Here is a 20,636-nt window from a genome sequence, read left to right as displayed (position 1 = left end):
CCCCGAGTCTATTCCCGCCGCGCTGCTCGCATCCGCGCGAGGGTCGACAACACTCCGGCGAGTTCTTGGGCATCTGCAACACGCAACCGAGCGGATGACTCCCCCGGCCCGACGCGCACGCCCAGGTCGCCGTCGCTCAGGTGAGCAATCGCGTCCTCGTCCGTCACGTCGTCGCCGGCGAAGAACACGGCTGTCGCGCCGGTCTCTTCGCGCAGCGCGGCGATCGCGACATCCTTGCCGGCGTGGCTCGATGAGAACTCGAGGATGTCCTGGCCCGTCCGCCGACGCCAGTCCGGGGCCCGCTCGACCACGAGCGCGTCGATCTCGCGCGTCGCCCGCGCGGCGTCCTCGGGGGTGCTCATGCGGGAATGCAGCGCAAAACCGAAGGCCTTGTGCTCAATCCACGCCCCCTCGATGTCGGCGACGATCAGGTCGGCGTCGGCACGGAGGGCATCGGCATCCACGTCGTCGGTGTCGGTGTCGCCCCCGTGAACGTGGTTTGCCGCGGCGCCCGTGGGGTACCAGAATTCGGCGCCGTGCGATCCGGCGAGATAGATCGGTGAGTCGTCGCGGTGCTCGCCGATGACGCGCAGATCCGCCAGCATCCGTCCCGAGACGAAGGCGACGACCGTGTCGGGCAGTGCCGCCAAGCTCGCAATCGCCTCTTTGGACACGGGCAGTGCACGAGCGGCCATCGGTTCGTCGATGAGGGGCGCGAGTGTGCCGTCGAAGTCCAGCGCGACGAGCAGCACGGGCGTTGCGGCGAGCGGCTCGAGCGCTGCCGTCAGGTCGGTCGTCATCTCGCTTGAGTCCATGCTCATGCGGGTGCCACCTCTCTCGGAGCCGGGCCCCGGTCGCGACGACGCGCGGCATCGAGAGCCGCAACGAAGCTCTGCGACCAGGCCTCGACATCGTGCTCGAACACCCGGCGGCGGAGCGAACGCATGCGGCGTCCCTGTTCCGCTCCGGGCATCTCGACGGCGCGCATGATCGACTCCTTGAGCCCCTCGATGTCGTGCGGGTTGATGAGCAGGGCGCTGCCGAGCTCGTCGGCCGCGCCGGCGAACTCGCTCAGCACGAGCACGCCGCGATTGTCGATGCGCGAGGCGACATATTCCTTGGCGACGAGGTTCATTCCGTCGCGAAGCGCCGTGACGAGCATGACGTCGGCGGCGAGGAACAGCGCGACCATCTCTTCACGGGGATAGCCGTGGTGGAGATAACGGATGGCCGTGTGGCCCATCGTGTCGAACGTGCCGTTGATGCGCCCGACCGTCAGCTCGATCTCGTCGCGCAATTGGGCGTACGCCACGACGCGCTCGCGGCTCGGGCTCGCGACCTGCACGAGCGTCACGTCGGACGTGTCGAGCTTGCCGTCGGTGAGAAGCTCGCCGAACGCCTTCATCCGGTGCCGGATGCCCTTCGTGTAGTCCAGGCGATCGACACCCAGCAGGATCTTCCGCGGATTGCCGAGGCCCTCGCGGATCTCGATCGCCCGCGCCTGCACCTCGGGCGAGCGCGCGAGCTCGGCGTAGGACTCGGCGTCGATCGAGATCGGGAAGGCCTTCGCGAGGGCGATTCGGGTGCGGCCGTCACCGACGGGCACCGAGATCCCCGAAGCCTTGGTGTCGTAGCGAAGCTGGCGCCGCACGGCGCGGGCGAAGTTTCCGGCATCCGCGACGCGCTGGAACCCGATGACATCCGCTCCGAGCAGACCCTCGAGCACCTGTTTGCGCCACGGCAGCTGCGAGTACAGCCCATATGCCGGGAACGGGATGTGATGGAAGTAGCCGATCGTCAGGTCGGGGCGCAGCTCGCGCAGCATCTTGGGCACGAGCTGCAGCTGGTAGTCCTGCACCCAGACCGTCGCGCCCTCAGCGGACACGGCGGCGGTGGCCTCGGCGAAGCGCTTGTTGACGCGGACGTAGGCCTCCCACCACAGCCGGCTGTAGCGCGGCGCCGCGATCACGTCGTGATAGAGCGGCCAGATCGTGTCGTTCGAGAATCCCTCGTAGTACAGCTCGACGTCCTCGGCACTGAGCACGATGGGCACGAGGTGCGTGCCCTCGAACTCGAAAGGTTCCAGCTCGAGGTCGGCTTGACCCGGCCATCCCACCCACGCACCATCGGCACGGCGCATCATCGGCTCGAGGGCCGTCACGAGTCCTCCCGGCGAGCGCCGCCATTCACCATCCTCGGCGCGGTCGACGGGCAGTCGATTAGCGACGACGACGAAGTCGGCGCGATCGGGCAGATCGGTCGTCACGGGGGCCTCTCACGAGCATCGGGACGGGCATGCGTGCTTCCTCCAGGGTATCTGGCGCGTCGACGATGCCCGGCCCGAGGCATCCGTCTCTCCATGTGCACCGGGCCCCAGCATCCTTCCCGCACCTGCGCCCGCCTACTTCGGCGAAACACCCAATGTGCGTCGAGACACCCCTCGACCCCGGGTGTTTCGCGACAATGGGGGTGTTTCGGGGCAGGAGGGCGCGGCGCACGGGCGACACAGAGGGAAGACGGGCGAACGGATGCGGCGGGCACCGGCGGCGAAATGTCAACCGTGAGCGCGGCGCACCGACCTTCGGTAGCGTTGGGGACATGCGCAAGTACCTCTTCGGCACAGGCCTCATCTCTGCGGTCACCGGCGGCATCACGCTGCTGCGCGGTGCGCGTGACAGCGAGTTCACCTGGCGCGAGGCGCTGGCGTGGCTCAGTTGGGGAATCACGGCAGCGCTCGCAATCGGCGCGATCGTCGACAAGCGGCGCGCATCCCGCGGCCACTTGATAGCCGACGATTCCCCCGTGCACGGCGACGAGGCGAAGCTGCTGAAGAAGCGCATCCGCAATTAGTCAGCCCCGCATCCGGCTCAGGCGAGCGGAATCTCGTAGTGGACGAAGCCCGTGTGTGTTGCGACAAGGTCATACAGCCCGCGCGCTGTCGCGTTCGTGTCGTGGGTGAGCCAGTACACCTTGGCGGCACCGTGCCCGCGCGCCCACTGCTCCACATGACCGATCAGGGCGCGCCCCATCCCGCCGCCGCGAACCCCCGACTCGACGTACAGGTCCTCGAGGTAGACGTACGGCACGCGCGACCACGTGGCCGGGTGCGTCAGCCAGTGCACGATACCGACTGCCCGACCCGTTTGATCCCGCGCGATCGCGCCGTGAATCTCGACATTCGCGCTCGTGATGCGCTCGAACGTCAGTTCGGTGATGTCATCGGGAACGGATGCCTTGTAGAAGGCGATGTACGCCTGCCACAGGGCGAGCCACTCGTCGTGGTCGGAGGGGCGGAGGGGGTGGATGTCGGGGCCGGTGCCTGCGTTGCTCACATCGGCACACTACCCACCCGCCTCTCGTGCCACCGAGCCCGCCGCCTACCGCCGAGATCGCCTCTTGTCGCGCGCCACCAACCGGCGCTCTCGGCAACAACGGGCGATCTCGCGCACCGCGCTTCCGACGCTCCGCTCAGCGCGTGAGGATGAGCGCCTCGCCCTGGCCCCCACCACCGCACAGCGCCACAGCCGCGGTGCCGCTCCCCCGCCGGCCGAGCTCATGCACCGCGTGCACGACGAGCCGTGCGCCGGATGCGCCGATCGGGTGACCGACCGCGATGCCGCCGCCGTGGACGTTGACGACGTCGTCGCCGAGGCCCAGCTCGGCCTGCGAGCGCACAACGACCGCACCGAATGCCTCGTTGATCTCGACGATGTCGAGGTCGGCCGCGGTCAGTCCCTGTTTCTCGAGCGCCTTCGCGATTGCCCGGGCGGGCTGCGCGTGCAGAGAATTGTCGGGCCCGGCGACCTGGCCGCTCGCACCGACGACGGCGAGCACGGGCCAACCCTTTGCCTCGGCGTGAACGCGGTGCGTGAGCACAACAGCGGCCGCGCCATCGGAAATCTGGGACGAATTGCCGGCCGTGATCGACCCGCCCGCGGCGAACGCGGGTCGCAGCCGCCCGAGCGTCTCGACGGTCGTGTCGGGACGGATGCCTTCATCCGCCGTCACGAGCACAGGGTCCCCCCGCCGCTGCGGCACCTCGACCGGCACGATCTCGTCGACGAAGACGCCCGCCTCGGTCGCGGCCGCCGCGCGCTGATGCGACCGCGCGGACGCGGCATCCTGCTGCTCGCGCGTCACCTCGAACCGCTCGTTGTGGCGCTCGGTCGACGCACCCATGCTCTCGTCGTCGTACGCGTCGGTCAATCCGTCGAGGGCCATGTGGTCGAGCACCTCGACGCTGCCGTACTGCCAGCCGTCACGCGAACCCATCAGCAGGTGGGGTGCGCGGGTCATCGATTCCATGCCCCCGGCAACCACGACCTCCGCGTCGCCGACGCGAATCATCCGCGCGGCGTCGATGATCGCCGTGAGACCCGACAGACAGACTTTGTTGACGGATGACGCGGGCACATCCCACCCGATGCCCGCCGCGAGAGCGGCCTGGCGTGCGGGGTTCTGGCCCGACCCGGCGGACAGGACCTGTCCGAGGACGACGGCGTCGACGGCATCCGGCGCGATCCCCGCCCTCTCGAGCGCGCCGCGGATGGCGAAGCCACCGAGCTGAGGTGCGGTGAACGACGCGAGCTGGCCCTTCAACCGCCCCTGGGGGGTGCGGGCGGCCGCGACGATAACGATGTCGTGGGGCTGCTCTTCGTGCGCTGCCTCGCTCATGCGTGCTCCTTCAGTGCGGGCGAAACCGTCAGGGGCGGCTCGGTCGCCGCGATCACCTCGGCCACCGTCACGCCGGGCGCCACCTCCACCAGTACGAGGCCGTCGGGGGTCACATTGATCACGGCCAGGTCGGTGATGATGCGGTCGACCACGCCGCGCCCGGTGAGGGGCAGCGAGCACACGTCGACGATCTTCGCCGAACCGTCCTTCGCCACGTGCTCCATCAGCACGATGACCTTCGCCGCACCATGCACCAAGTCCATCGCACCGCCCGGTCCCTTGACCATCTTGCCGGGAATCATCCAGTTGGCCAGGTCGCCTGTGCTCGAGACCTGCATCGCACCGAGCACGGCGACGTCGATCTTGCCGCCCCGGATCATGCCGAAGCTCGTCGCGGAGTCGAAGAACGACGAGCCAGGGAGCGTCGTCACCGTCTCTTTGCCGGCGTTGATCAGGTCGGGGTCGACATCTGCGTCAACCGGGTAGGGTCCGACGCCGAGGATTCCGTTCTCGGACTGCAGGACGACCGTGACGCCATCCGGCACGTAGTTGGGGATGAGGGTCGGCAGGCCGATCCCGAGGTTGACGTACGAGCCATCCGTCAGCTCGGCGGCGGCACGCGCGGCCATCTGCAGGCGATCGAGGGCCATGTCAGTTCCCTTCCGAACCGGCGCGCACCGTGCGACGCTCGATGCGCTTTTCGATGTCGGTGCCGACCTCGACGATGCGGTGCACGTACACCCCGGGCAGATGCACCTGGTCGGGGTCGAGTTCGCCGGGCTCGACGAGTTCTTCCACCTGGGCGATGCAGACGCGACCCGCCATCGCCGCGAGCGGGTTGAAGTTGCGGGCCGTCTTGTTGAAGATCAGGTTGCCGTGCCGGTCACCGCGGAGAGCGTGGACGAGAGCGAAGTCCGTCACGATCGCCTCTTCGAGGACGTGTTCGCGCGGTTCGCCCGCCACGTCGAAGACGCGGACATCTTTCGGCGGCGACGCGACCGAAACGCCGCCCGATCCGTCGTAACGTCGCGGCAGCCCACCTTCGGCAACCTGGGTGCCGACGCCCGTCTGCGTGTAGAACGCCGCGACGCCCGAGCCGCCCGCGCGGAGCTTTTCGGCAAGAGTGCCCTGCGGTGTGAGTTCGAGCTCGAGCTCACCGGAGAGAAACTGCCGTTCGAACTCCTTGTTCTCACCCACGTACGACGACGTCATCTTGCGGATGCGGCGGGCGTTCAGCAGCACCCCGAGCCCCCAGTCGTCCACGCCGCAGTTGTTGCTGACGATGCTGAGATCCGTCGTGCCCTGGGCGAGCAGCGCCTCGATGAGCGCGATGGGGTTGCCCGAGAGCCCGAAGCCGCCGACGGCGAGCGAAGCGCCATCCGGGATGTCGACGACCGCGCGGGCCGCCGTTGCCACCTGTTTGTCGATCACGCGTACTCCTTCGTTGCACGTTCGCCGGGGGTTGATCCCGAGGTCGGATTCGCGGTGTCCACAATCCGGACGGATTGCGCCCGATGAATCCGGTCCCTCGAACCCTCTTCCAGCCTGTCTTGCCGGCCGATCGACGGCAAACAATGACTTGCGATGTGGGTGCCGTCGCAGCTACCGTCCACATTATGGAGACCCGAGCCGTACCCGGTGCGCAGGCGATCAGCCGCGCGGCACACCTCCTGCGCCTCGTCACGGCGGCGGGCGCCGTCGGTGGCTTGACGGCCGAGCTCGCGCGCCAGGCGGACCTCTCGCGCTCGACGGCGCATCGGCTGCTTTCGGCGCTGCGGGCGGAGGGCCTCGTCGATCAGGACGCGCAGACGGCGAGATGGATGCCGGGGCCCGAGCTCTACCTGATGGGAACCGTGGCCGCGGCCCGATACGACATCACCACGCTCGCCCGCGACATCGTCCGCTCACTCGCGGTCAAGACCGAAGAGAGCGCGTTCCTCTCGGTGCGTCGGGCCGACGAGACGGTCTGCCTGCTCCGCGAGGAAGGGGCCTTCCCCATCCGGTCTTTCGTCCTCAGCGAGGGGGTTCGGTTCCCGCTCGGTGTCGCCTCGGCGGGACTGGCGATCCTGGCGTTCCTGCCTGAGCACGACGTGGATGCGTACCTCGAGCGCCATCCGGACTTGGAGAGGCGGTGGGGTCCGACGCACCGGGTCGGCCCCCTGCGTAGCCGACTGACCGAGACCCGCGACCGCGGGTACGCCGTCAACCCGGGCCTGATCGTCGAAGGCAGCTGGGGCATCGGCGCCGCGGTGTTCAACCGTGCGGGGCATCCGGAGTGGGCGCTGAGCTTGACCGGGGTCGAGTTCCGCTTCGGGCCGGACCGCCTGGCCGGTCTCGGCCGCACGTTGTTGGCGCACGCACATCAGCTCTCAACCCGCATCGCGGCCGCGGGGCGCTGACCCGACAATTGCCGTGAGCGCGCGTGCCATCCGCCCGACTTCCGTCCCCACACGCGGGCAATCGGCACCGCTCGCCGTCGTGTCCCGCCGTGGGTCGTGCGGACGGAACGGATCCCGCACCTGCCGCGCGCCATGGCACGCGCCGTAGGCTGAGATCATGCGTGCCACGACGATCTATGCAGCCGGCGATGTCCGAATCGAAGAGGTGCCCGACCCCGTGCTCAGCACCGGTCGCGACGCGATCGTTCGCGTGGTCGCGGCCTGCGTGTGCGGCTCGGACCTGTGGAGTTACCGCGGCGTTCGCGCCCCGAAACCGGGCTCGCGCATCGGGCACGAGTTCGTCGGCGTGGTCGAGGCGATCGGCGACGACGTCGAGAAGGTCGCCGTTGGTGACTTCGTCATTGCGCCCTTTTACGACTGCGACATGACGTGCGTGAACTGCCGCAACGGCGTTTCGACCTCGTGCCTCGAGCACTCCTGGTGGGGCTCCCGCGATCACTTCGGCGACTTCGCCGACGGCGCCCAGGGCGAGTTCGTCCGCGTGCCGCACGCCGACGGTACCCTCGTGAAGACCCCCGAGTATCCGTCTGAGGATCTGATCCCCCACCTTCTGACGCTGTCGGATGTCTTCGGCACCGGTCACCACGCCGCACTGTCCGGCGGGGTCGGCCCCGGTAGCACCGCCGTCGTGATCGGTGACGGCGCCGTCGGCCTCTGCGCGGTCCTCGCCTCGAAGCGGCTCGGCGCCGAGCGCATCGTCCTCATGTCGCGCCACGCATCCCGTCAGGCACTCGGCCGCGAATTCGGCGCGACCGACGTCATCGCCGAGCGCGGAGAAGAGGGCATCGCCGCCGCCAAGGCCCTGTTCGACGACATCGGGCCCGACGCCGTTCTCGAGTGCGTCGGCACCCCCGAGAGCATGGACCAGGCCATCGCGACCGTCCGCCCCGGCGGCACTGTCGGGTTCGTGGGCGTTCCCGCCGAGGGCAACTCGGTGCCGGTCGGCGCCCTGTTCGGCGCCAACATCGCCCTGCGTGGAGGCGTCGCGCCCGTTCGCAACTACATCGAAGAGCTGTTGCCGGATGTCTGGAACGGCCGTCTGCAGCCGGGTCGCGTCTTCGACCTGACCCTGCCTCTGGACGAGGTCGCCGAGGCCTACGCCGCGATGGACGAGCGTCGCGCCATCAAGGTCCTGCTCAAGCCCTGATCGCGCGCGCCAGCCGGGCGATTCAGACCGCGCGAGCCCGAGGTTTCGGCCGGCGTCGCGCGGCAGGCAGTGTTCGCGCCGGGAACGGCTCTCCGACCGTGCCCGAGAGTTCGCCGAGCATCTCGACGCGAAAAACCACCTCGTCGCCGCGTCGAAGCGGTGGCGGGGTGAGCGCTCCCCCGGCAAGACCCCACAGCTCGCCGAGGCTTCCGCCGTTGCCCGTCGCCCCAGCGCACAACACATCTCCGGGCAGCACCCGGGACGCACGAGCGGCGTACGCGACGAGTTCGGGGAACGTCCAGGCCATGTTGGAGACGAGGTCCGTCCCCGTCAGCTCACCGTTCACGTACGCCTCCGCGCGGAGCGCCAGGAATCCGTCCGGCGTCGTCCGCGTTGCGACCTCGTCGGCCGTCACGATCCAGGGGCCGATCGAGGTGGCGAAGTCTTTGCCCTTCACGGGCCCCAGTCGTGCCTGCATCTCAGCGAACTGGATGTCTCGCGCCGACCAGTCGTTGGTGATCACGTATCCGAAGATCCGGGAGGCCGCTTCCTCCGGCGTGAGATCCATTCCGGACTCACCACCCAGCACGGCCGCGACACCGAGCTCGTAATCGAGCCGCTCGGTCGCCGGCGGCCGGATCGTCGCCCCCGTACCGAAGATCATGTGGCGATTACTGAAGCGAAAACGCGGGGCCTCGTACCAGGCATCGGACACATGGCCCTGGCCCGCAGCATCCGCCGTCATGCCTTCGAGGTGTTCCTCGTACGTCGCGAAATCGCGGACGGATGACGGGACCAACGGCGCTTGCAGAGTTACCTCTGCAAGCGGCACGCCAACATGATGAGCACGGGCGAACAGTTCATGCGCGTGGTCGAGGCCCTCACTCAGAACGCTCTCGACCGTGTGCGCCTCCGGGAACGCGACGACCGCGTCGTCGATGACGAACCCCTCGCCGATCGCGCCTGCGTGATCCCATCGCGCGATCTTCATGGGTTCCCCTTTTCCGTCCGCGCCGTCGCGGCTATCTGATTCATACCTTCACAAGCGGTGTGTCGGTCGAGTCGTGTCACGGAGTGGAAAGCTCGCGTGGCCCGATCGGCTCGGACCGAATGACACGCAAGACGCGCCGACCCCGATATGAAATACCCGCTGACCGGCCGTAAGCGAGCACCGCCGGGTGAGCCCGGGCATGAGAAAAGCCTCCGAGATGGCGAGATCTCAGAGGCTTCCCAGTGCACCCCCTCGGACTTGAACCGAGAACCCACTGATTAAGAGTCAGTTGCTCTGCCGATTGAGCTAGAGGTGCAGAGGTCCGCCCAGGTGGAGCCGGGCGAACCGAGGGTCAACATTACCATCACGGTTACGTCACTCGCGAATCGTCCAGGCAAGCGCCGGTATCCTGGGCCCGTGACTTCCCCCACGTCGCCCGTCCCCGGCGTCGCGCACACCGATTACTCGCGTGCCGACGACCTTTCCCTCGCCCTCCGACTCGCGGATGCCGCGGCTTCGGCATCGATGGCACGATTCGACGCCGTCGACCTCGACGTGCAGACGAAGCCCGATGCGTCGCCCGTGTCCGAGGCGGATCTGGCCGCCGAACGCGCGATCCGAGACATCCTTGCCAACGAGCGGCCAGGTGACGGAATCCTCGGCGAAGAGTTCGGCACGACGGGCGACAGCCGCCGCCAGTGGATCATCGACCCGATCGACGGAACCGCGAACTACGTGCGCGGCATCCCGATGTGGGGCAACCTGATCGCTCTCGCGGTCGATGGGCTTCCCGTTGTCGGCGTGGTCGGAATCCCCGCGATCGGCCGACGCTGGTGGGGCGCCGAGGGTCTCGGAGCCTGGACCAACACCCCCGAAGAGGGCGAGCGAGCACTGCGCGTATCGGCGATAGAAACGCTCGACGAGGCCAGCGTGAGCTTCCAGAGCATCGCGCAATGGGACGAGACCGGGCACCTCGACGCGCTCATCGCGCTGACCCGTCGCGTCAAGCGCGACCGCGGGTACGGCGATGTCTGGCCTTACATGCTGCTGGCCGAGGGGCGCCTCGAGTTCGTCGCCGAGTTTGGCGTGCAGGAATACGACATCGCCGCCGTCGTGCCGATCGTTACCGAAGCCGGCGGGCGCGTCACGTCTTTCGAGGGCGAGCAGACACTCTCAGCACGTTCCGTGATGGCGACCAACGGCATCCTGCACCAAGACTTCCTCGATTTCGTCCACTCCCCCACCCCGGGTGCCTGATCTGGACGCCATGACTCGTTCCCGCGCGTTCCACCGTTCCCGCACGGCCCTCGGCGCCGCGGCGCTCGTGGCCGCACTGGTGCTGTCCGGATGCGCTCCCACACCGGATGCTGCGCCATCCGCACCGCCGCCCAGTGCCGCCCCGAGCGCCACCCCCACGCCGACGCCCACCGCAATCGAGCCCGTCGCGCGGCCCGAAGACCTCACCTGCGAAACGCTCATCGCGCCCGACGTCGTCGCCGCGTTCGTCGAGGCGGGTTGGGAGCCACAGGAGGATGTCTTCCGCATCGGGTCGCGCGAAATCGCCGACGGACTGTGGTGTATCTGGGGCGCCGCCGGCGCCGTCACAGCCAGCGTGCAGATCTACGGTTGGTCCGGTATCGACCCGGCGGATGCCGAAGAGGCCCAGGCGGAACTGACCGAGGGCGGTTGGGTGGCCGAAGAATCGGCCGAGGGCGTGTACATCACCGAGAATCCCGATACGACCGTCGCGACCGACGATGACGGCTACGGGATGACATTCCTCTTCGGCGACGGATGGGTCGCCGTCGCCGACACGAAGGAGGGGCTGCTCGTCATCGAGCTGCCCGCCTGATCTTGGCGCTGGGCCTTGCGCGCCTGCGCCTGGTCCCGGAGTCTCGAAGGGTGCCTATCACTGGACACCTGCCCGAAGATGCCCCCGACCCGCGCCGCGAACATGCCGCTCGAGTGCGCGAGCTTCCCTTCGCCGTCATCGGCTTGGTGGTGCAGCCGGCTCTTGAGGACTGGGACGGATACGGCCTAGAAGCGGCGGACGGCAGCCGCGGCCATTCACACGATGCCGTGAGCATCAGCTATACGCTCTGGCGCAACCCCGACGACCGCGACGACTCGGTCAACCTCGCCGAGCTCGATGAACAGACGCGGGCCTCACTCGACGTTGATCCTCCGTGGCCACGGCCGGCCTGGCTGCTCGAGATGGTCGAACGGATGCGATACCCGCTGCTCTGGGAGGCGGTTCGGACATCCTGGTACCGCGACCACAGCGAATACACGACGCTCGAGGCCCAGCTGGTACATCACACGAACCACATCCTGATGAACCGGTTCCGTGAAGAGCTGGGGCTGGAGGCGGGTCGGCCCGCCCACGAGGGTTCCTGGCGGGCCACCGAGGCGTCGGTCAACCGCGGCGCATCCGTCGTCGTCGACGGACGCGCCACCCCCGCATACGAAATCGATACCGATCCATTCGTCTATGCGGTGGGGGTGCGTCTCGGACCAGACCTCGTCGCGACCGCGGTGATCCCGCGCGAGTTCCTGCCGTACGTGAGGGTCAAACTTGCCACTCAAGGGCCGATACCCGCGTAGGGCGAACATGCGAGAGGTGCGACCTGCCTGGACGGCCCGGCTTGGGCCCCTCACGCGCGGCAGCAGCCCCGGCGTTCCTCTCGGATGTTCGCCCGGCAGCCCCAGCGATCCTCTCGGATGTGCGCCCGGGAGCCCCAGACGCCCACATCTGCCCTGATCAGCCCCGGCCAGCGCAAACCTGAAAGGAACGTCCACCGAAAATAGGCCCCACACGGGAGATCCGGCGCCATCCATATCCGATATTCCTTTCAGATTTACGCACGGCCAGATCGAGCCCGGGTTACGCGCCCGCCATGGGGGCGGCTGTGCGAGTCCGAGTCAGGGCGTGTCCACCGCGTCACGAGCGGCGCGTCGGGCCGCGAACGCACCCGCGATGGCCCAGCCGAGAAGCCACGCTGCACCGCCAAGCGTGAGGCATAGAGCGAGCAGCATCCGGGTGCTGAATGGCAGGCTGAACAAGCTCAACGCGACGGTGGTTGCGCCGGTGACGATCGAGCCCCACCCAGCAATCCCGGTGTTGCGGGCCGCTGCGCGTTGAGCCGGGTACCACGCGACATCCGACGAGAGTGTGAGGCCGGTCCGCACTCCGGCGATGTGGTTACGGTTCAGCGTCCCGTTGCGGCTCTTGCGCCCGAGCCAGATCATCAGCACGCCGGCCGAGACCATGACCACGCCGATCACTACGAGCACAACCGAGCCGACCTCGTTGCTGTTCACGAGTTCCCTCCATCCCTCCACGCTAGGTGAACTTAGCCACGCGAGCCGGACCCGCAACGGGGCTACACGGGCCGCGTCGGCCACGGCGCCCAGCGGGAGGCCTGAGCCAAAACCTTCTCCGCCGCGGCGATGCGCTCGAGGGGCTCGCCCTCAAAGCGTGTGCTGCCTGATCGTCCTCCCGGACCGGACCCGCTCAGCGAATACTGCAGCCCCAACTCCGTGTCTCGCCGGATCCGTTCGCTGTAGTCGCCCGCCACGACTCTCTCGACGGTCCCCTCCAATTCGTCCGCGCATGGAGCCCAGATCTCGTCGCAGGCATCGCAGCCACACGACGGAAATCTGAAGTCATGAAGCAGCCCGGCGTGCACGATCACCCCGGGGAAGGCCGTGAAGGCGAAGACCAGGGCGGCGGATGCGTCATCCCGAGGCGCCACCCGCACGGCGCGCACGACGTCGGGCTGCGGATGCATCAGCTCGGCAGCGAGCGCGAGGTCGTCCTCAACCGTCACGTCATAGGTGGCCGCGAGCCACTCGATGAGGGCATCGGTGACAACGTGCAAAGGAGCGAACCGCTCCGGATTGCTGATGACCGAGTACGTGTCGTCGGGCGGGGATCCGCCGCCCCAACGCGATCCGTAGGCGATCACGCTTCCCGCGCCATCGACGAAGGTCCGCGCCGGGATGTCCGGCCGTCGATATCCGCTCATCTCTCCACGCTACGTGAGTCGTTCCGAGGTTCGTTGGCCGGGCAGGCCGAACATCTGAGAGGAACGACCCGCTCACCGAGGCTCTTTTCGGCCACATCAGGGCACACAGGCCCCACTGTTCCTTTCGGATGCACGCCGCGGGCCGCCCACACTCATAAGGTGCGGCACACGCCCGCCCGCTCACCGGCCGAGCGGTGTCCAGCCTGACGGCAGCGGCCCATCCAGATCCGCACGCTCGTGGTCGACGGCGGCCGACCACCCCTGCGCGGAATCGACAGAGTCGAAACCGCCCCGAGCGAGGCGAAATCCCACGTCCTCGTGCGTCGCCCGCGGCGGCCCACCCCGTCGCGTTGAGGCCCGCACGCTCCATGCATCGTCTGCGTAACCGCCGCCGCGGAACACACGGTAGTCCCCATAACGACCGGGATCGAGCAGGTCCCAGCACCACTCCCAGACGTTGCCGAGGGTGTCGAACAGGCCGTTCAGGTTGGGCAGCTTGCCGCCGACGTTCTGCGGTGTCGTCGTTCCGTCACCGCTCGTCCAGGCGACCTCGGCGAGCGGCCCGTAGTGCGCGCCGGTCGAGCCGGCGCGGCACGCGAACTCCCACTCGGCCTCGGTCGGCAGGCGGTAGCCGTCCGCATCAACATGCCACGAGACATCCTGTCCCTCGAACGAGTACGCCGGATCGAGACCCTCCCACTCCGATGCTGCATTGCAGAAGCGGATGGCCCGCAGCCAGCTCACCTCGACCGCCGGCCGCCGCGGGTGGACGGATGTCTCGCCCAGAATTTCCGCCATCTGCTCTTCGGTCACGGCGAACACGCCGATCTCGAACGGCTCGAGATCGACGGTCCATCTCGCCTTGCGCCGGGCATCGTGGAGCGTGACGGATCCTGCGCCAATCCGCGCCAGCTCGATGTCGTCCACCGGAAGGGATCCGTCCGCCCGGCGATCAGGCCCCGGCGGAGTCGGATCCCGAGGTGACGGTCGCGGGAGCGGCTGCCGCGGCCGCCGAGCCCTCCGCGATGCCTCGCCCGAGCGCCTGTCCCTGAATGATCGCGCTCAGGTCGAGACCGGTCGCGGCCTTCACGCTCTCGAAGGTCGCCGACAGACTCGTCGACTGCTCGCGCGCCATGTGGGTCCCGGCGGTGTCGCCACCGATCAGCGTGATGTTGCCGACCTTCTGGTAACCCTTGGCGAACTCGGCCATGAGTTGCGGCAGCTGCCCGATGATCTCCTTTGCGAGGATCGCGTCTTGGTTCTCACGGAGCGCTTCGGCCTCCGCAGCGATGGCCTCGGCCGTCGCGGTACCGCGCAGGCGAATCGACTCGGACTCGGCTTCGGCCTGAACGCGCACGGCGAGCGCGTCGGCTTCGGCCTGCACGCGAACCGCGGCGGCTTCGGCGGATGCTGCTGCCTCGCGGGCCTGGGCCTGCGCGTTCACGGCGTATGCCTCGGCATCCGCGCGTTCCTGGGCGACCTTGCGCTCGGCCTCGGCGTTCTTCTGGCGCTTGTAGGCCTCGGCGTCAGCGGCGGTCTGCTGCTGGTAAGCCTGGGCTTCGGCATCCGTCTGCTGCTTGTACTTGTCGGCATCGGCGACCTTCTTGACCTCGGCGTCGAGGCGAGCCTGTGTGTTGTTGGCCTCCTGCAAGAGGACGCCCTGCTCGGCCTCGGCACGCGCCAGGTTCTCGGATTGCTCGGCGAGCGCGTTGGCGCGACCGACCTCCGAGAGAGCGGCAGCCTTGTTCTTGTCGAGCGCGGTCTGCTCGATCAGGTTCGCCTCGTCTGCGGCTAGCTGACGCTTCTTGACCTCGCGCTGGGCGTCGATCTCGGCGACGTCCGCCTGACGGCGCACGCGCTGCACCTCGACCGCACCGAGCGCCGAGATGTAGTTGTTCTTGTCGGTGATGCCCTGAATCGCGAACGAGTCGAGCACCAGGCCCTGCGCGAGCAGGTCGCCCGAGATGCCCTCGGCGATCTCGTCGCTGAGCTTCTGGCGGTCCTGCATGACCTGCTCGACCGTGAGCTTCGCGACGACACCGCGCAGGGCACCCTCGAGCTGCTCCGTGGTGAAGATGACGATGGCCTCGTCTTGCGAAGCGAAACGTTCGGCCGCGCGGCGCACCTGGTCGGGAGTCGAGCCGATCTTGACGAGCGCGACGCCGGTGAGGTCGATCGTGACACCGTTGATCGTCTGCGCGGTCGGCTCGAACTTGATTTGCCGCGAGCGCAACGAGACCCTGTCGGAGCGCTGCGTGAGCTTGTTGACGAGGGCGCCGCGACCGCTGATCACGGTCATCTTGTTGGCTTCGCCCTCGGTGCTGTCGCGGGCCTTCTTACCGACGATGACGATGGCCTCGTCGGCACGCGGCACCTGGTACCAGTGCCGGAACAGGATCAACATGATGATCAGGACGACGAAGACGATTCCGCCGCCGACGGCGATCGCGATGAGCAGGAACGGATCCATGTAGGTGGGTCTCCTTATTCAGGCCTGCCGCGTGCACGCCGTGATATCCAACCTATGCGTATAGGTACTTTCCCGCTCGTTCGGATATCACCCCACGGCAGCCGAGCCGCTCCCCCGGTCCCTGAGCCTGTCGAAGGGACCAGCCGTCGCGTCAGAAGCGCAGCAGGATCTTGCCCGCGCGCCCGGGCTGGTCGCTCGCGGCCGCAGCGGCCCGAGCATCCGTGAATTCGAACACCTCACCCACGGGCAAGGTGACCTCACCGGATCCGATGCGCTCAACGAGCTCGCCGAAGAGCGCGCCACGCTTCGATGCATCCATCCACTGGCTCACCTTGCTGCCCCAGAATCCCTTGACGGTCGCCTGCTTGAAGATGAGGTCGCCCGACGACAGCTCGAGCTTGTCCGACCCCATCGCTCCGAACGACACGAGCGTGCCGCCCTCGCCGAGCAGTGACAGCAGATCGCCGGCCGCCGATCCCCCGACCGAGTCGACCGCCGCGCGCGGGGCCGCGTCGCCCAGGATCTCTGCGACACGTTCGCGCCAGTCCGCGCTCTCGGTCGAAACGATGTTCCGGATGCCGAGAGCACCGAGTTCGTCGACGCCCGCATCGCGCCGCACCAGGCCGAGAACGTTCACGCCACGCGCCGCCGCAAACTGCACGACGAGCTTGCCGACCGAACCGTTGGCGGTGTTCTGCACGATCCATTCGCCCGGCTGCACATCGAGGTATTCGAGCAGGCTGAGCGCGCTGAACGGCATCGAGATCATCTGCGCGGCCGTCTCGTCGCTCACCGAGTCGGGCACGGGAACGAGTCCGGACGCCTTGGCCACGAAGTACTCGCTCCACACACCGAAGGTGCCGCCCGTGGCGACACGCTGCCCGATCTGCAGTTGATCGACGCCCTCGCCGACCGAGTCGACGACGCCGAGCGCCTCGGTTCCCGCCAGAGCGGGCAGGTCGGGCTTGAAGCCATAGGTGCCGCGAATCGTCCACAGGTCGTGGTTGTGGATGGGCGACAGCACCGTGCGCACCCGCACCTCACCCGCGCTGGGCTCGGGAATCAACCGTTCAACGACCTCGAGGACATCGCTGGCTTCGCCGAAGGTCGAGTGGATGAGTGCGCGCATGGTGGTGCTCCTTGTGTTGCTGATGTGCTGCCGCGGGATATGCGACCCGGATGCCGGGGGCTCTGCACCCGGATCCGTGAACGCCAACGCTATGCCCGCGACTTATATGCCGCCTGATGCCGCCGCCCGTTGAGCGAGGCGCGCAGCGCCGAGACGAAACGCCCGGGCCCCGCCGCGGCGCTCGTCAACCACTCAGGCGTATCCGCAGCCTTTGATCATGTAGACCCGACCAGCCCGAGCCCGCACGGCTCACCCCCGCAGCACCAGCGCCTCCAGCGCCGCAAGCCGAGCATGGGGATCCCCCGCGATCTCGACCGTGAGCACGGGCGGCTCACCCACGACATCCGGATCGTCGACAAGTTCCCGAAGCACCTCATCCATCCCAGACCGCAACGCGAGGTGCTCGTCACTGCCCACGTGGATTTCATCGCGCGCCGTGAGCGGGAGCAGCACCAGCAGATCAACGTTTGCCAGGGCCACAGACGTCATCTGCACCGCTCGGTCGAGCAACTCATCGTTGAGGGGAACACCCGACAGCTCGGCAGTCGCCAGAAGGTAGGCGAGAAAGTCGATCGGTCCACGCTCCGCGATGACCTTCTCGCCCGGCACGAATTCATGAAGTCGCTGGGCCACGATGCGCAGTTGTGCCGCAAAAATACTCGCGCTCGGCGCGTCATCCGCTTCATCGAGTCCCTCGAACGGATCGGGCAGAACGACATACTCCGGATGTCTCAGCACAAAGTCTGAAATGAGGGTGCTCTTGCCGCTCGCATGGGTTCCCGACACCACGATGCGCATAGGCGGGACGATACCGGCTTGGTCAGCGGAAAGGATTCGGGGTATCGCTGCCCGAGGCATCCGCTGCTCCCGCGGCGTGACCCAGATCCCAGGCGTCGCCGCGCCCCTCGAGCTCGCGCGACAGGGCGTCAGCGTCGAGAATTCGCTTGGCCAGACGGACCCAGTCGCCCCAGCGCGCCTCAACGGCGGGCGCATCCTCCGACGCACGGACCGCCCACTTCTCGGGTGCGTCGGCCGGCGCGAGCGAAAGGGTGCCGGTCGAGATGAGCTTGCGGCGCGGGTCGGGCATGGCGGGCCTCCAATGAGGACGGTCGGGTGCTTCGGCTGTCTCAAATCGACGCTGTATTGGCTCGCGAAGGTCGATCTGTGACAGCGGAGCCGGACCAAACAAAAAAGGGGCCCGGCCCCCGCGAGCATAAAGCGCGCGGAGGCCGGGCCCCCCAACGTGCGACAACGACCAATGTGGAGATGGGGGGAATCGAACCCCCGTCCATCACTGTGATTCTGCGCCTTCTACGGGCGTAGCTTGTGCTGACGTTCTGCTCGGCTCCTACCTTTGCCACAAGCATCTAGGTAGACGAGCCCAGCCTGAGAAAAGTCCCGCGTGACGTTCAGGCGCCGTCACACAGCAAGATCCCTAAATGACGCCAGGGTCCGTGTCGGGATCACACACGGTCTGACGGACTATCGGGCTCGCTTAGGCAGCGAGGGCGAAGTCAGTGCGCTTGGTTTCGGCACTTATGGTTTTGCAGAGATCGTTAACGAGATAACCCTGCATCCTCGGCCCGCTTCTCGCAGGTTCGCAGGCGATGTCGAAACCGATCATCCCCATGGTCCTTCTTGCGAAGGGGCCGTTGTCGCACGCTGTTTAATTACCACATCCGATTCGGCTCACACCAAAACCGGACTCCCCTAGTTTACAGCCTCCGGGCCGTCCCCGGTCTAGAGGAAACCGAGCTCCCCGCGCACGATCGAATCACCGGAGTGGCCGGGCTGGCCGTCGTCGGGCTCGTTCGACACATCGACCAGCACATATTGCGACACATCGATCTCGGCCGGCACCGTGAAGGTGCCCTCGGTGCCATCGAGCACTCCGAGACTCACCAGCGCCGACGCATCTTTCGTGATCAGCCAGACCTCGCGGTACGAATCCGGCGCCCGATCTGCCTCGAGCTCGACCCGCACCATCCGCGTGCCGTCGGGCGTCTCTTCCAGCACGGCGGCACCCACGGCTCCCGGGTGGTCGGGGAATGCGTCGAGGGATGCCGCGGCCACCTCGACCACGGCCGTGCGCTGCCCGATCGCCCAGCCGCCGACAGCCACACCGGCGACAACGACCAGCGACGCCGCCAGCACCCAGGCCGTGGCCAGTCCGCCACGACGCCGTCGGGGTGCGGCGTGCGCCGGTCCGGTGCGAGGGGCGGCTAAGCCCGGCTCAGCATCCGGCGCCGACAGACCGACCTCGTCGCGGATCGCGTCCCACACCCGCTCGGGCGGGGTCAGCATCTCGCCGGCGTCGATCGCCGATCGCCCGACAAGGGCTGCGTGGCGCAGCTCGCCGAGTTCGTGCTGGCAGTCCGGACACGCCGCGATGTGGTCCTCATCCGCATCCGAAGCCACCGGTTCGCCCATCGCCAACAGCGCGAGCTGTTCGGGGTCAAGGTGAGGGTCGAGGTGCGACTCATTGTTCGGGTCACGGTGCGACATCGACGGCCTCCAATCTGGTGCGCATTCGGGTCAGACTTCGGCGGATGTGGCTCTTCACGGTACCTACAGGCATATCGAGTCTGGCTGAGATCTGTTGGTGGGTGAGGTCGTCGAAGAAGGCGAGTCGCACGACGGCCCGAGCATCCGGTTCCAGTCGTTCGATCTCCTGCGCCACGAGCAGAGTTTCGGCCAGGTCGACGGATGGCGCGGCCACCAGGTGATCCGGATGTGTCACCCGTTCCAGCTGCTCCTGCAAGCGCCTGACCCGGGCGCGAGCCTCGTGCGTGTCGGCGATGCGGCGCTTTGCGATCGTGATGATCCACGTTGCCAGGGCGGCCTTTGCGGGATCGTAGGATTCGCGTCCGGTCCAGGCGGCGACGAAGGTCTTTTGGGTGACGTCCTCGGCATCCGAGGTGTCCGCGAGCGAGCGGAGAGCGAGTGTGTAAACGACCGGCGACCAGCGCCGGTACACCTCTTCGAGCGAGCGCTCATCTCCCGCGCGAAATCTCGCGTCGAGTGACTGTTCAGGATCGGCATCCATGCCGTTGACCTTTCGGATGTGACGCGCGGCGCCGCGGGTCGTTCGCCCGGTCATGCGATCGGCCGGGCGATGGCGACCACGTTATCGCTGTACGAGCGCGTGGCCGCATCAAAACTGCCGCCGCACGTGATCAGCACGAGGGCGGGGGCACCGTCGCGAACGAAGAGCTGCTCGGTCGGCAGCTGCGACCGCGGATAGTAGGTGACGCTTTCGACGGCGTAACGCGTCATCCCGCCGTCTTCGCTTTCGACCTGCACTTCGGTGCCTGCCGCGAGGTTTCGGAGGTTGGACAGCGGACCGATTCCATAGACGCGCGAGTCGACATGAGCCGCGAGAACGGTGTTGCCGGCGCCCTCGGCGGGGTAGGCGCCGAAGCGGTACCAGCCGGCAACGGTCGGCTCGGGCGGCAGCTCCATGAAGCCGCCGTCCTCGATTCCGACGGGCCTGATCGACATGTCGATCGATGCCGACGGCACCTGCACCCGCACCGGCGCCACGGGATCGACGACCGGCGGCACCGCACTCGACGTGCGGGGTACGTCGACCACGGCGGTGGGAGCCGGGGTGGGAGTGGGGGTTGGGGCGTCGCTCGCCCCCGCGTCCGGGAGTTGGGCGGGGGCGAGCGAACATCCCGTCAGGGCGAGCAACAACACCGCGACGATGAGCGGGGGGACTCGGTTCATCGTGATGCT

23 protein-coding genes, 1 tRNA gene and 1 other RNA gene are annotated in these 20,636 nt (G+C 67.8%); 6 read left to right on the top strand and 19 right to left on the bottom strand.

Annotated elements, in window-relative coordinates; all coding sequences use genetic code 11:
• Positions 1 to 8 precede the first annotated feature (8 nt).
• Positions 9 to 821 (bottom strand): trehalose-phosphatase, encoded by an 813-nt coding sequence (gene otsB, locus CGU34_RS08440; protein ID WP_232711604.1) that lies wholly within the window; start codon positions 819 to 821, stop codon positions 9 to 11.
• A complete protein-coding gene (locus CGU34_RS08435) occupies positions 818 to 2,266 on the bottom strand; it encodes an alpha,alpha-trehalose-phosphate synthase (UDP-forming) (RefSeq protein WP_051513491.1) in 1,449 nt (482 codons plus the stop codon). Before CGU34_RS08435 ends, otsB begins: the two co-directional genes overlap by 4 nt.
• 332 nt (positions 2,267 to 2,598) lie before the next feature.
• On the opposite strand from CGU34_RS08435, the gene CGU34_RS08430 reads away from it, so the two are divergent.
• Positions 2,599 to 2,850, top strand: coding sequence for a hypothetical protein (locus CGU34_RS08430; protein WP_036298564.1), 252 nt, complete (start codon positions 2,599 to 2,601; stop codon positions 2,848 to 2,850).
• Positions 2,851 to 2,867: 17 nt separating this feature from the next.
• On the opposite strand, the gene CGU34_RS08425 is transcribed toward CGU34_RS08430, so the two are convergent.
• The 4 genes from CGU34_RS08425 to CGU34_RS08410 form a co-directional block, all read right to left on the bottom strand.
• Complete coding sequence (locus CGU34_RS08425) at positions 2,868 to 3,332, bottom strand: GNAT family N-acetyltransferase (protein WP_081766308.1); 465 nt, start codon at positions 3,330 to 3,332, stop codon at positions 2,868 to 2,870.
• A gap of 136 nt (positions 3,333 to 3,468) precedes the next feature.
• Positions 3,469 to 4,674 (bottom strand): acetyl-CoA C-acetyltransferase, encoded by a 1,206-nt coding sequence (locus CGU34_RS08420; protein ID WP_100813837.1) that lies wholly within the window; start codon positions 4,672 to 4,674, stop codon positions 3,469 to 3,471.
• On the bottom strand, positions 4,671 to 5,324 hold the full coding sequence (locus CGU34_RS08415) for a 3-oxoacid CoA-transferase subunit B (protein WP_198517722.1): 654 nt from the start codon (positions 5,322 to 5,324) through the stop codon (positions 4,671 to 4,673). Before CGU34_RS08415 ends, CGU34_RS08420 begins: the two co-directional genes overlap by 4 nt.
• A 1-nt stretch (position 5,325) precedes the next feature.
• Positions 5,326 to 6,105 carry a CoA transferase subunit A gene (locus CGU34_RS08410; protein ID WP_100813836.1) on the bottom strand — a complete coding sequence of 260 codons (780 nt, stop codon included), beginning with the start codon at positions 6,103 to 6,105 and terminating at the stop codon, positions 5,326 to 5,328.
• 185 nt (positions 6,106 to 6,290) lie between these two features.
• On the opposite strand from CGU34_RS08410, the gene CGU34_RS08405 reads away from it, so the two are divergent.
• Positions 6,291 to 7,073: an IclR family transcriptional regulator gene (locus CGU34_RS08405; protein ID WP_100813835.1), complete on the top strand. Its 783-nt coding sequence runs from the start codon at positions 6,291 to 6,293 to the stop codon at positions 7,071 to 7,073.
• A 157-nt stretch (positions 7,074 to 7,230) separates the two neighbouring features.
• The gene (locus CGU34_RS08400) at positions 7,231 to 8,280 is read left to right on the top strand and encodes a zinc-dependent alcohol dehydrogenase family protein (protein ID WP_036297627.1); all 1,050 of its coding nucleotides are present in this window, start codon (positions 7,231 to 7,233) and stop codon (positions 8,278 to 8,280) included.
• 22 nt (positions 8,281 to 8,302) lie between these two features.
• Here the strand turns inward: CGU34_RS08400 and CGU34_RS08395 are convergent, their stop codons facing one another.
• Positions 8,303 to 9,271 (bottom strand): fumarylacetoacetate hydrolase family protein, encoded by a 969-nt coding sequence (locus CGU34_RS08395; protein ID WP_036297625.1) that lies wholly within the window; start codon positions 9,269 to 9,271, stop codon positions 8,303 to 8,305.
• Positions 9,272 to 9,514: 243 nt separating this feature from the next.
• Positions 9,515 to 9,587, bottom strand: a tRNA-Lys gene (locus tag CGU34_RS08390).
• A 101-nt stretch (positions 9,588 to 9,688) separates the two neighbouring features.
• Here CGU34_RS08390 and CGU34_RS08385 point away from each other — a divergent pair.
• Genes CGU34_RS08385 through CGU34_RS08370 form a run of 3 tightly spaced genes read left to right on the top strand, consistent with a single transcriptional unit; the run spans position 9,689 to position 11,875 of the window.
• Positions 9,689 to 10,528, top strand: coding sequence for an inositol monophosphatase family protein (locus tag CGU34_RS08385; protein WP_232711603.1), 840 nt, complete (start codon positions 9,689 to 9,691; stop codon positions 10,526 to 10,528).
• 10 nt (positions 10,529 to 10,538) lie between these two features.
• On the top strand, positions 10,539 to 11,123 hold the full coding sequence (locus tag CGU34_RS16955; RefSeq protein WP_157811261.1) for a hypothetical protein: 585 nt from the start codon (positions 10,539 to 10,541) through the stop codon (positions 11,121 to 11,123).
• A 50-nt stretch (positions 11,124 to 11,173) separates the two neighbouring features.
• Positions 11,174 to 11,875: a hypothetical protein gene (locus CGU34_RS08370; protein WP_157811260.1), complete on the top strand. Its 702-nt coding sequence runs from the start codon at positions 11,174 to 11,176 to the stop codon at positions 11,873 to 11,875.
• Between the two features lie 318 nt (positions 11,876 to 12,193).
• Here CGU34_RS08370 and CGU34_RS08365 read toward each other — a convergent pair whose 3' ends face one another.
• The 11 genes from CGU34_RS08365 to CGU34_RS08315 form a co-directional block, all read right to left on the bottom strand.
• Complete coding sequence (locus tag CGU34_RS08365; RefSeq protein ID WP_100813831.1) at positions 12,194 to 12,592, bottom strand: SdpI family protein; 399 nt, start codon at positions 12,590 to 12,592, stop codon at positions 12,194 to 12,196.
• 62 nt (positions 12,593 to 12,654) lie between these two features.
• A complete protein-coding gene (locus CGU34_RS08360; RefSeq protein WP_100813830.1) occupies positions 12,655 to 13,299 on the bottom strand; it encodes a DUF6226 family protein in 645 nt (214 codons plus the stop codon).
• A gap of 180 nt (positions 13,300 to 13,479) precedes the next feature.
• On the bottom strand, positions 13,480 to 14,226 hold the full coding sequence (locus tag CGU34_RS08355; protein WP_100813829.1) for a formylglycine-generating enzyme family protein: 747 nt from the start codon (positions 14,224 to 14,226) through the stop codon (positions 13,480 to 13,482).
• A gap of 25 nt (positions 14,227 to 14,251) precedes the next feature.
• Positions 14,252 to 15,769: an SPFH domain-containing protein gene (locus CGU34_RS08350; protein WP_100813828.1), complete on the bottom strand. Its 1,518-nt coding sequence runs from the start codon at positions 15,767 to 15,769 to the stop codon at positions 14,252 to 14,254.
• A gap of 151 nt (positions 15,770 to 15,920) precedes the next feature.
• A complete protein-coding gene (locus tag CGU34_RS08345) occupies positions 15,921 to 16,898 on the bottom strand; it encodes a zinc-binding dehydrogenase (protein WP_100813827.1) in 978 nt (325 codons plus the stop codon).
• Between the two features lie 249 nt (positions 16,899 to 17,147).
• A complete protein-coding gene (locus CGU34_RS08340; RefSeq protein WP_100813826.1) occupies positions 17,148 to 17,696 on the bottom strand; it encodes a hypothetical protein in 549 nt (182 codons plus the stop codon).
• A 22-nt stretch (positions 17,697 to 17,718) separates the two neighbouring features.
• Positions 17,719 to 17,985, bottom strand: coding sequence for a hypothetical protein (locus CGU34_RS08335; protein WP_100813825.1), 267 nt, complete (start codon positions 17,983 to 17,985; stop codon positions 17,719 to 17,721).
• 171 nt (positions 17,986 to 18,156) lie between these two features.
• Positions 18,157 to 18,526: a transfer-messenger RNA gene (gene ssrA / locus CGU34_RS08330) on the bottom strand.
• A gap of 112 nt (positions 18,527 to 18,638) precedes the next feature.
• Positions 18,639 to 19,403: an anti-sigma factor gene (locus CGU34_RS08325; RefSeq protein WP_100813824.1), complete on the bottom strand. Its 765-nt coding sequence runs from the start codon at positions 19,401 to 19,403 to the stop codon at positions 18,639 to 18,641.
• Positions 19,390 to 19,998 (bottom strand): RNA polymerase sigma factor, encoded by a 609-nt coding sequence (locus tag CGU34_RS08320; RefSeq protein ID WP_332870611.1) that lies wholly within the window; start codon positions 19,996 to 19,998, stop codon positions 19,390 to 19,392. Before CGU34_RS08320 ends, CGU34_RS08325 begins: the two co-directional genes overlap by 14 nt.
• Positions 19,995 to 20,627 (bottom strand): class F sortase, encoded by a 633-nt coding sequence (locus CGU34_RS08315; protein WP_100813823.1) that lies wholly within the window; start codon positions 20,625 to 20,627, stop codon positions 19,995 to 19,997. The genes CGU34_RS08320 and CGU34_RS08315 overlap by 4 nt, the downstream gene beginning before the upstream one ends.
• Positions 20,628 to 20,636 lie beyond the last annotated feature (9 nt).

The organism is Microbacterium lacus (assembly GCF_002812805.1).
Taxonomy (GTDB): Bacteria; Actinomycetota; Actinomycetes; order Actinomycetales; family Microbacteriaceae; genus Microbacterium; species Microbacterium lacus_A.
Note: the sequence above shows the minus strand (reverse complement) of the source record. Positions and strands in the feature narration are given on the sequence as shown.

Coding starts and splice junctions, on each gene's coding strand:
- otsB (WP_232711604.1), bottom strand. CDS start 821: ATGAGCATGGACTCAAGCGAGATGACGACCGACCTGACGGCAGCGCTC.
- CGU34_RS08430 (WP_036298564.1), top strand. CDS start 2,599: ATGCGCAAGTACCTCTTCGGCACAGGCCTCATCTCTGCGGTCACCGGC.
- CGU34_RS08420 (WP_100813837.1), bottom strand. CDS start 4,674: ATGAGCGAGGCAGCGCACGAAGAGCAGCCCCACGACATCGTTATCGTC.
- CGU34_RS08415 (WP_198517722.1), bottom strand. CDS start 5,324: ATGGCCCTCGATCGCCTGCAGATGGCCGCGCGTGCCGCCGCCGAGCTG.
- CGU34_RS08405 (WP_100813835.1), top strand. CDS start 6,291: ATGGAGACCCGAGCCGTACCCGGTGCGCAGGCGATCAGCCGCGCGGCA.
- CGU34_RS08400 (WP_036297627.1), top strand. CDS start 7,231: ATGCGTGCCACGACGATCTATGCAGCCGGCGATGTCCGAATCGAAGAG.
- CGU34_RS08395 (WP_036297625.1), bottom strand. CDS start 9,271: ATGAAGATCGCGCGATGGGATCACGCAGGCGCGATCGGCGAGGGGTTC.
- CGU34_RS16955 (WP_157811261.1), top strand. CDS start 10,539: ATGACTCGTTCCCGCGCGTTCCACCGTTCCCGCACGGCCCTCGGCGCC.
- CGU34_RS08360 (WP_100813830.1), bottom strand. CDS start 13,299: ATGAGCGGATATCGACGGCCGGACATCCCGGCGCGGACCTTCGTCGAT.
- CGU34_RS08350 (WP_100813828.1), bottom strand. CDS start 15,769: ATGGATCCGTTCCTGCTCATCGCGATCGCCGTCGGCGGCGGAATCGTC.
- CGU34_RS08345 (WP_100813827.1), bottom strand. CDS start 16,898: ATGCGCGCACTCATCCACTCGACCTTCGGCGAAGCCAGCGATGTCCTC.
- CGU34_RS08340 (WP_100813826.1), bottom strand. CDS start 17,696: ATGCGCATCGTGGTGTCGGGAACCCATGCGAGCGGCAAGAGCACCCTC.
- CGU34_RS08335 (WP_100813825.1), bottom strand. CDS start 17,985: ATGCCCGACCCGCGCCGCAAGCTCATCTCGACCGGCACCCTTTCGCTC.
- CGU34_RS08325 (WP_100813824.1), bottom strand. CDS start 19,403: ATGTCGCACCGTGACCCGAACAATGAGTCGCACCTCGACCCTCACCTT.
- CGU34_RS08320 (WP_332870611.1), bottom strand. CDS start 19,998: ATGACCGGGCGAACGACCCGCGGCGCCGCGCGTCACATCCGAAAGGTC.
- CGU34_RS08315 (WP_100813823.1), bottom strand. CDS start 20,627: ATGAACCGAGTCCCCCCGCTCATCGTCGCGGTGTTGTTGCTCGCCCTG.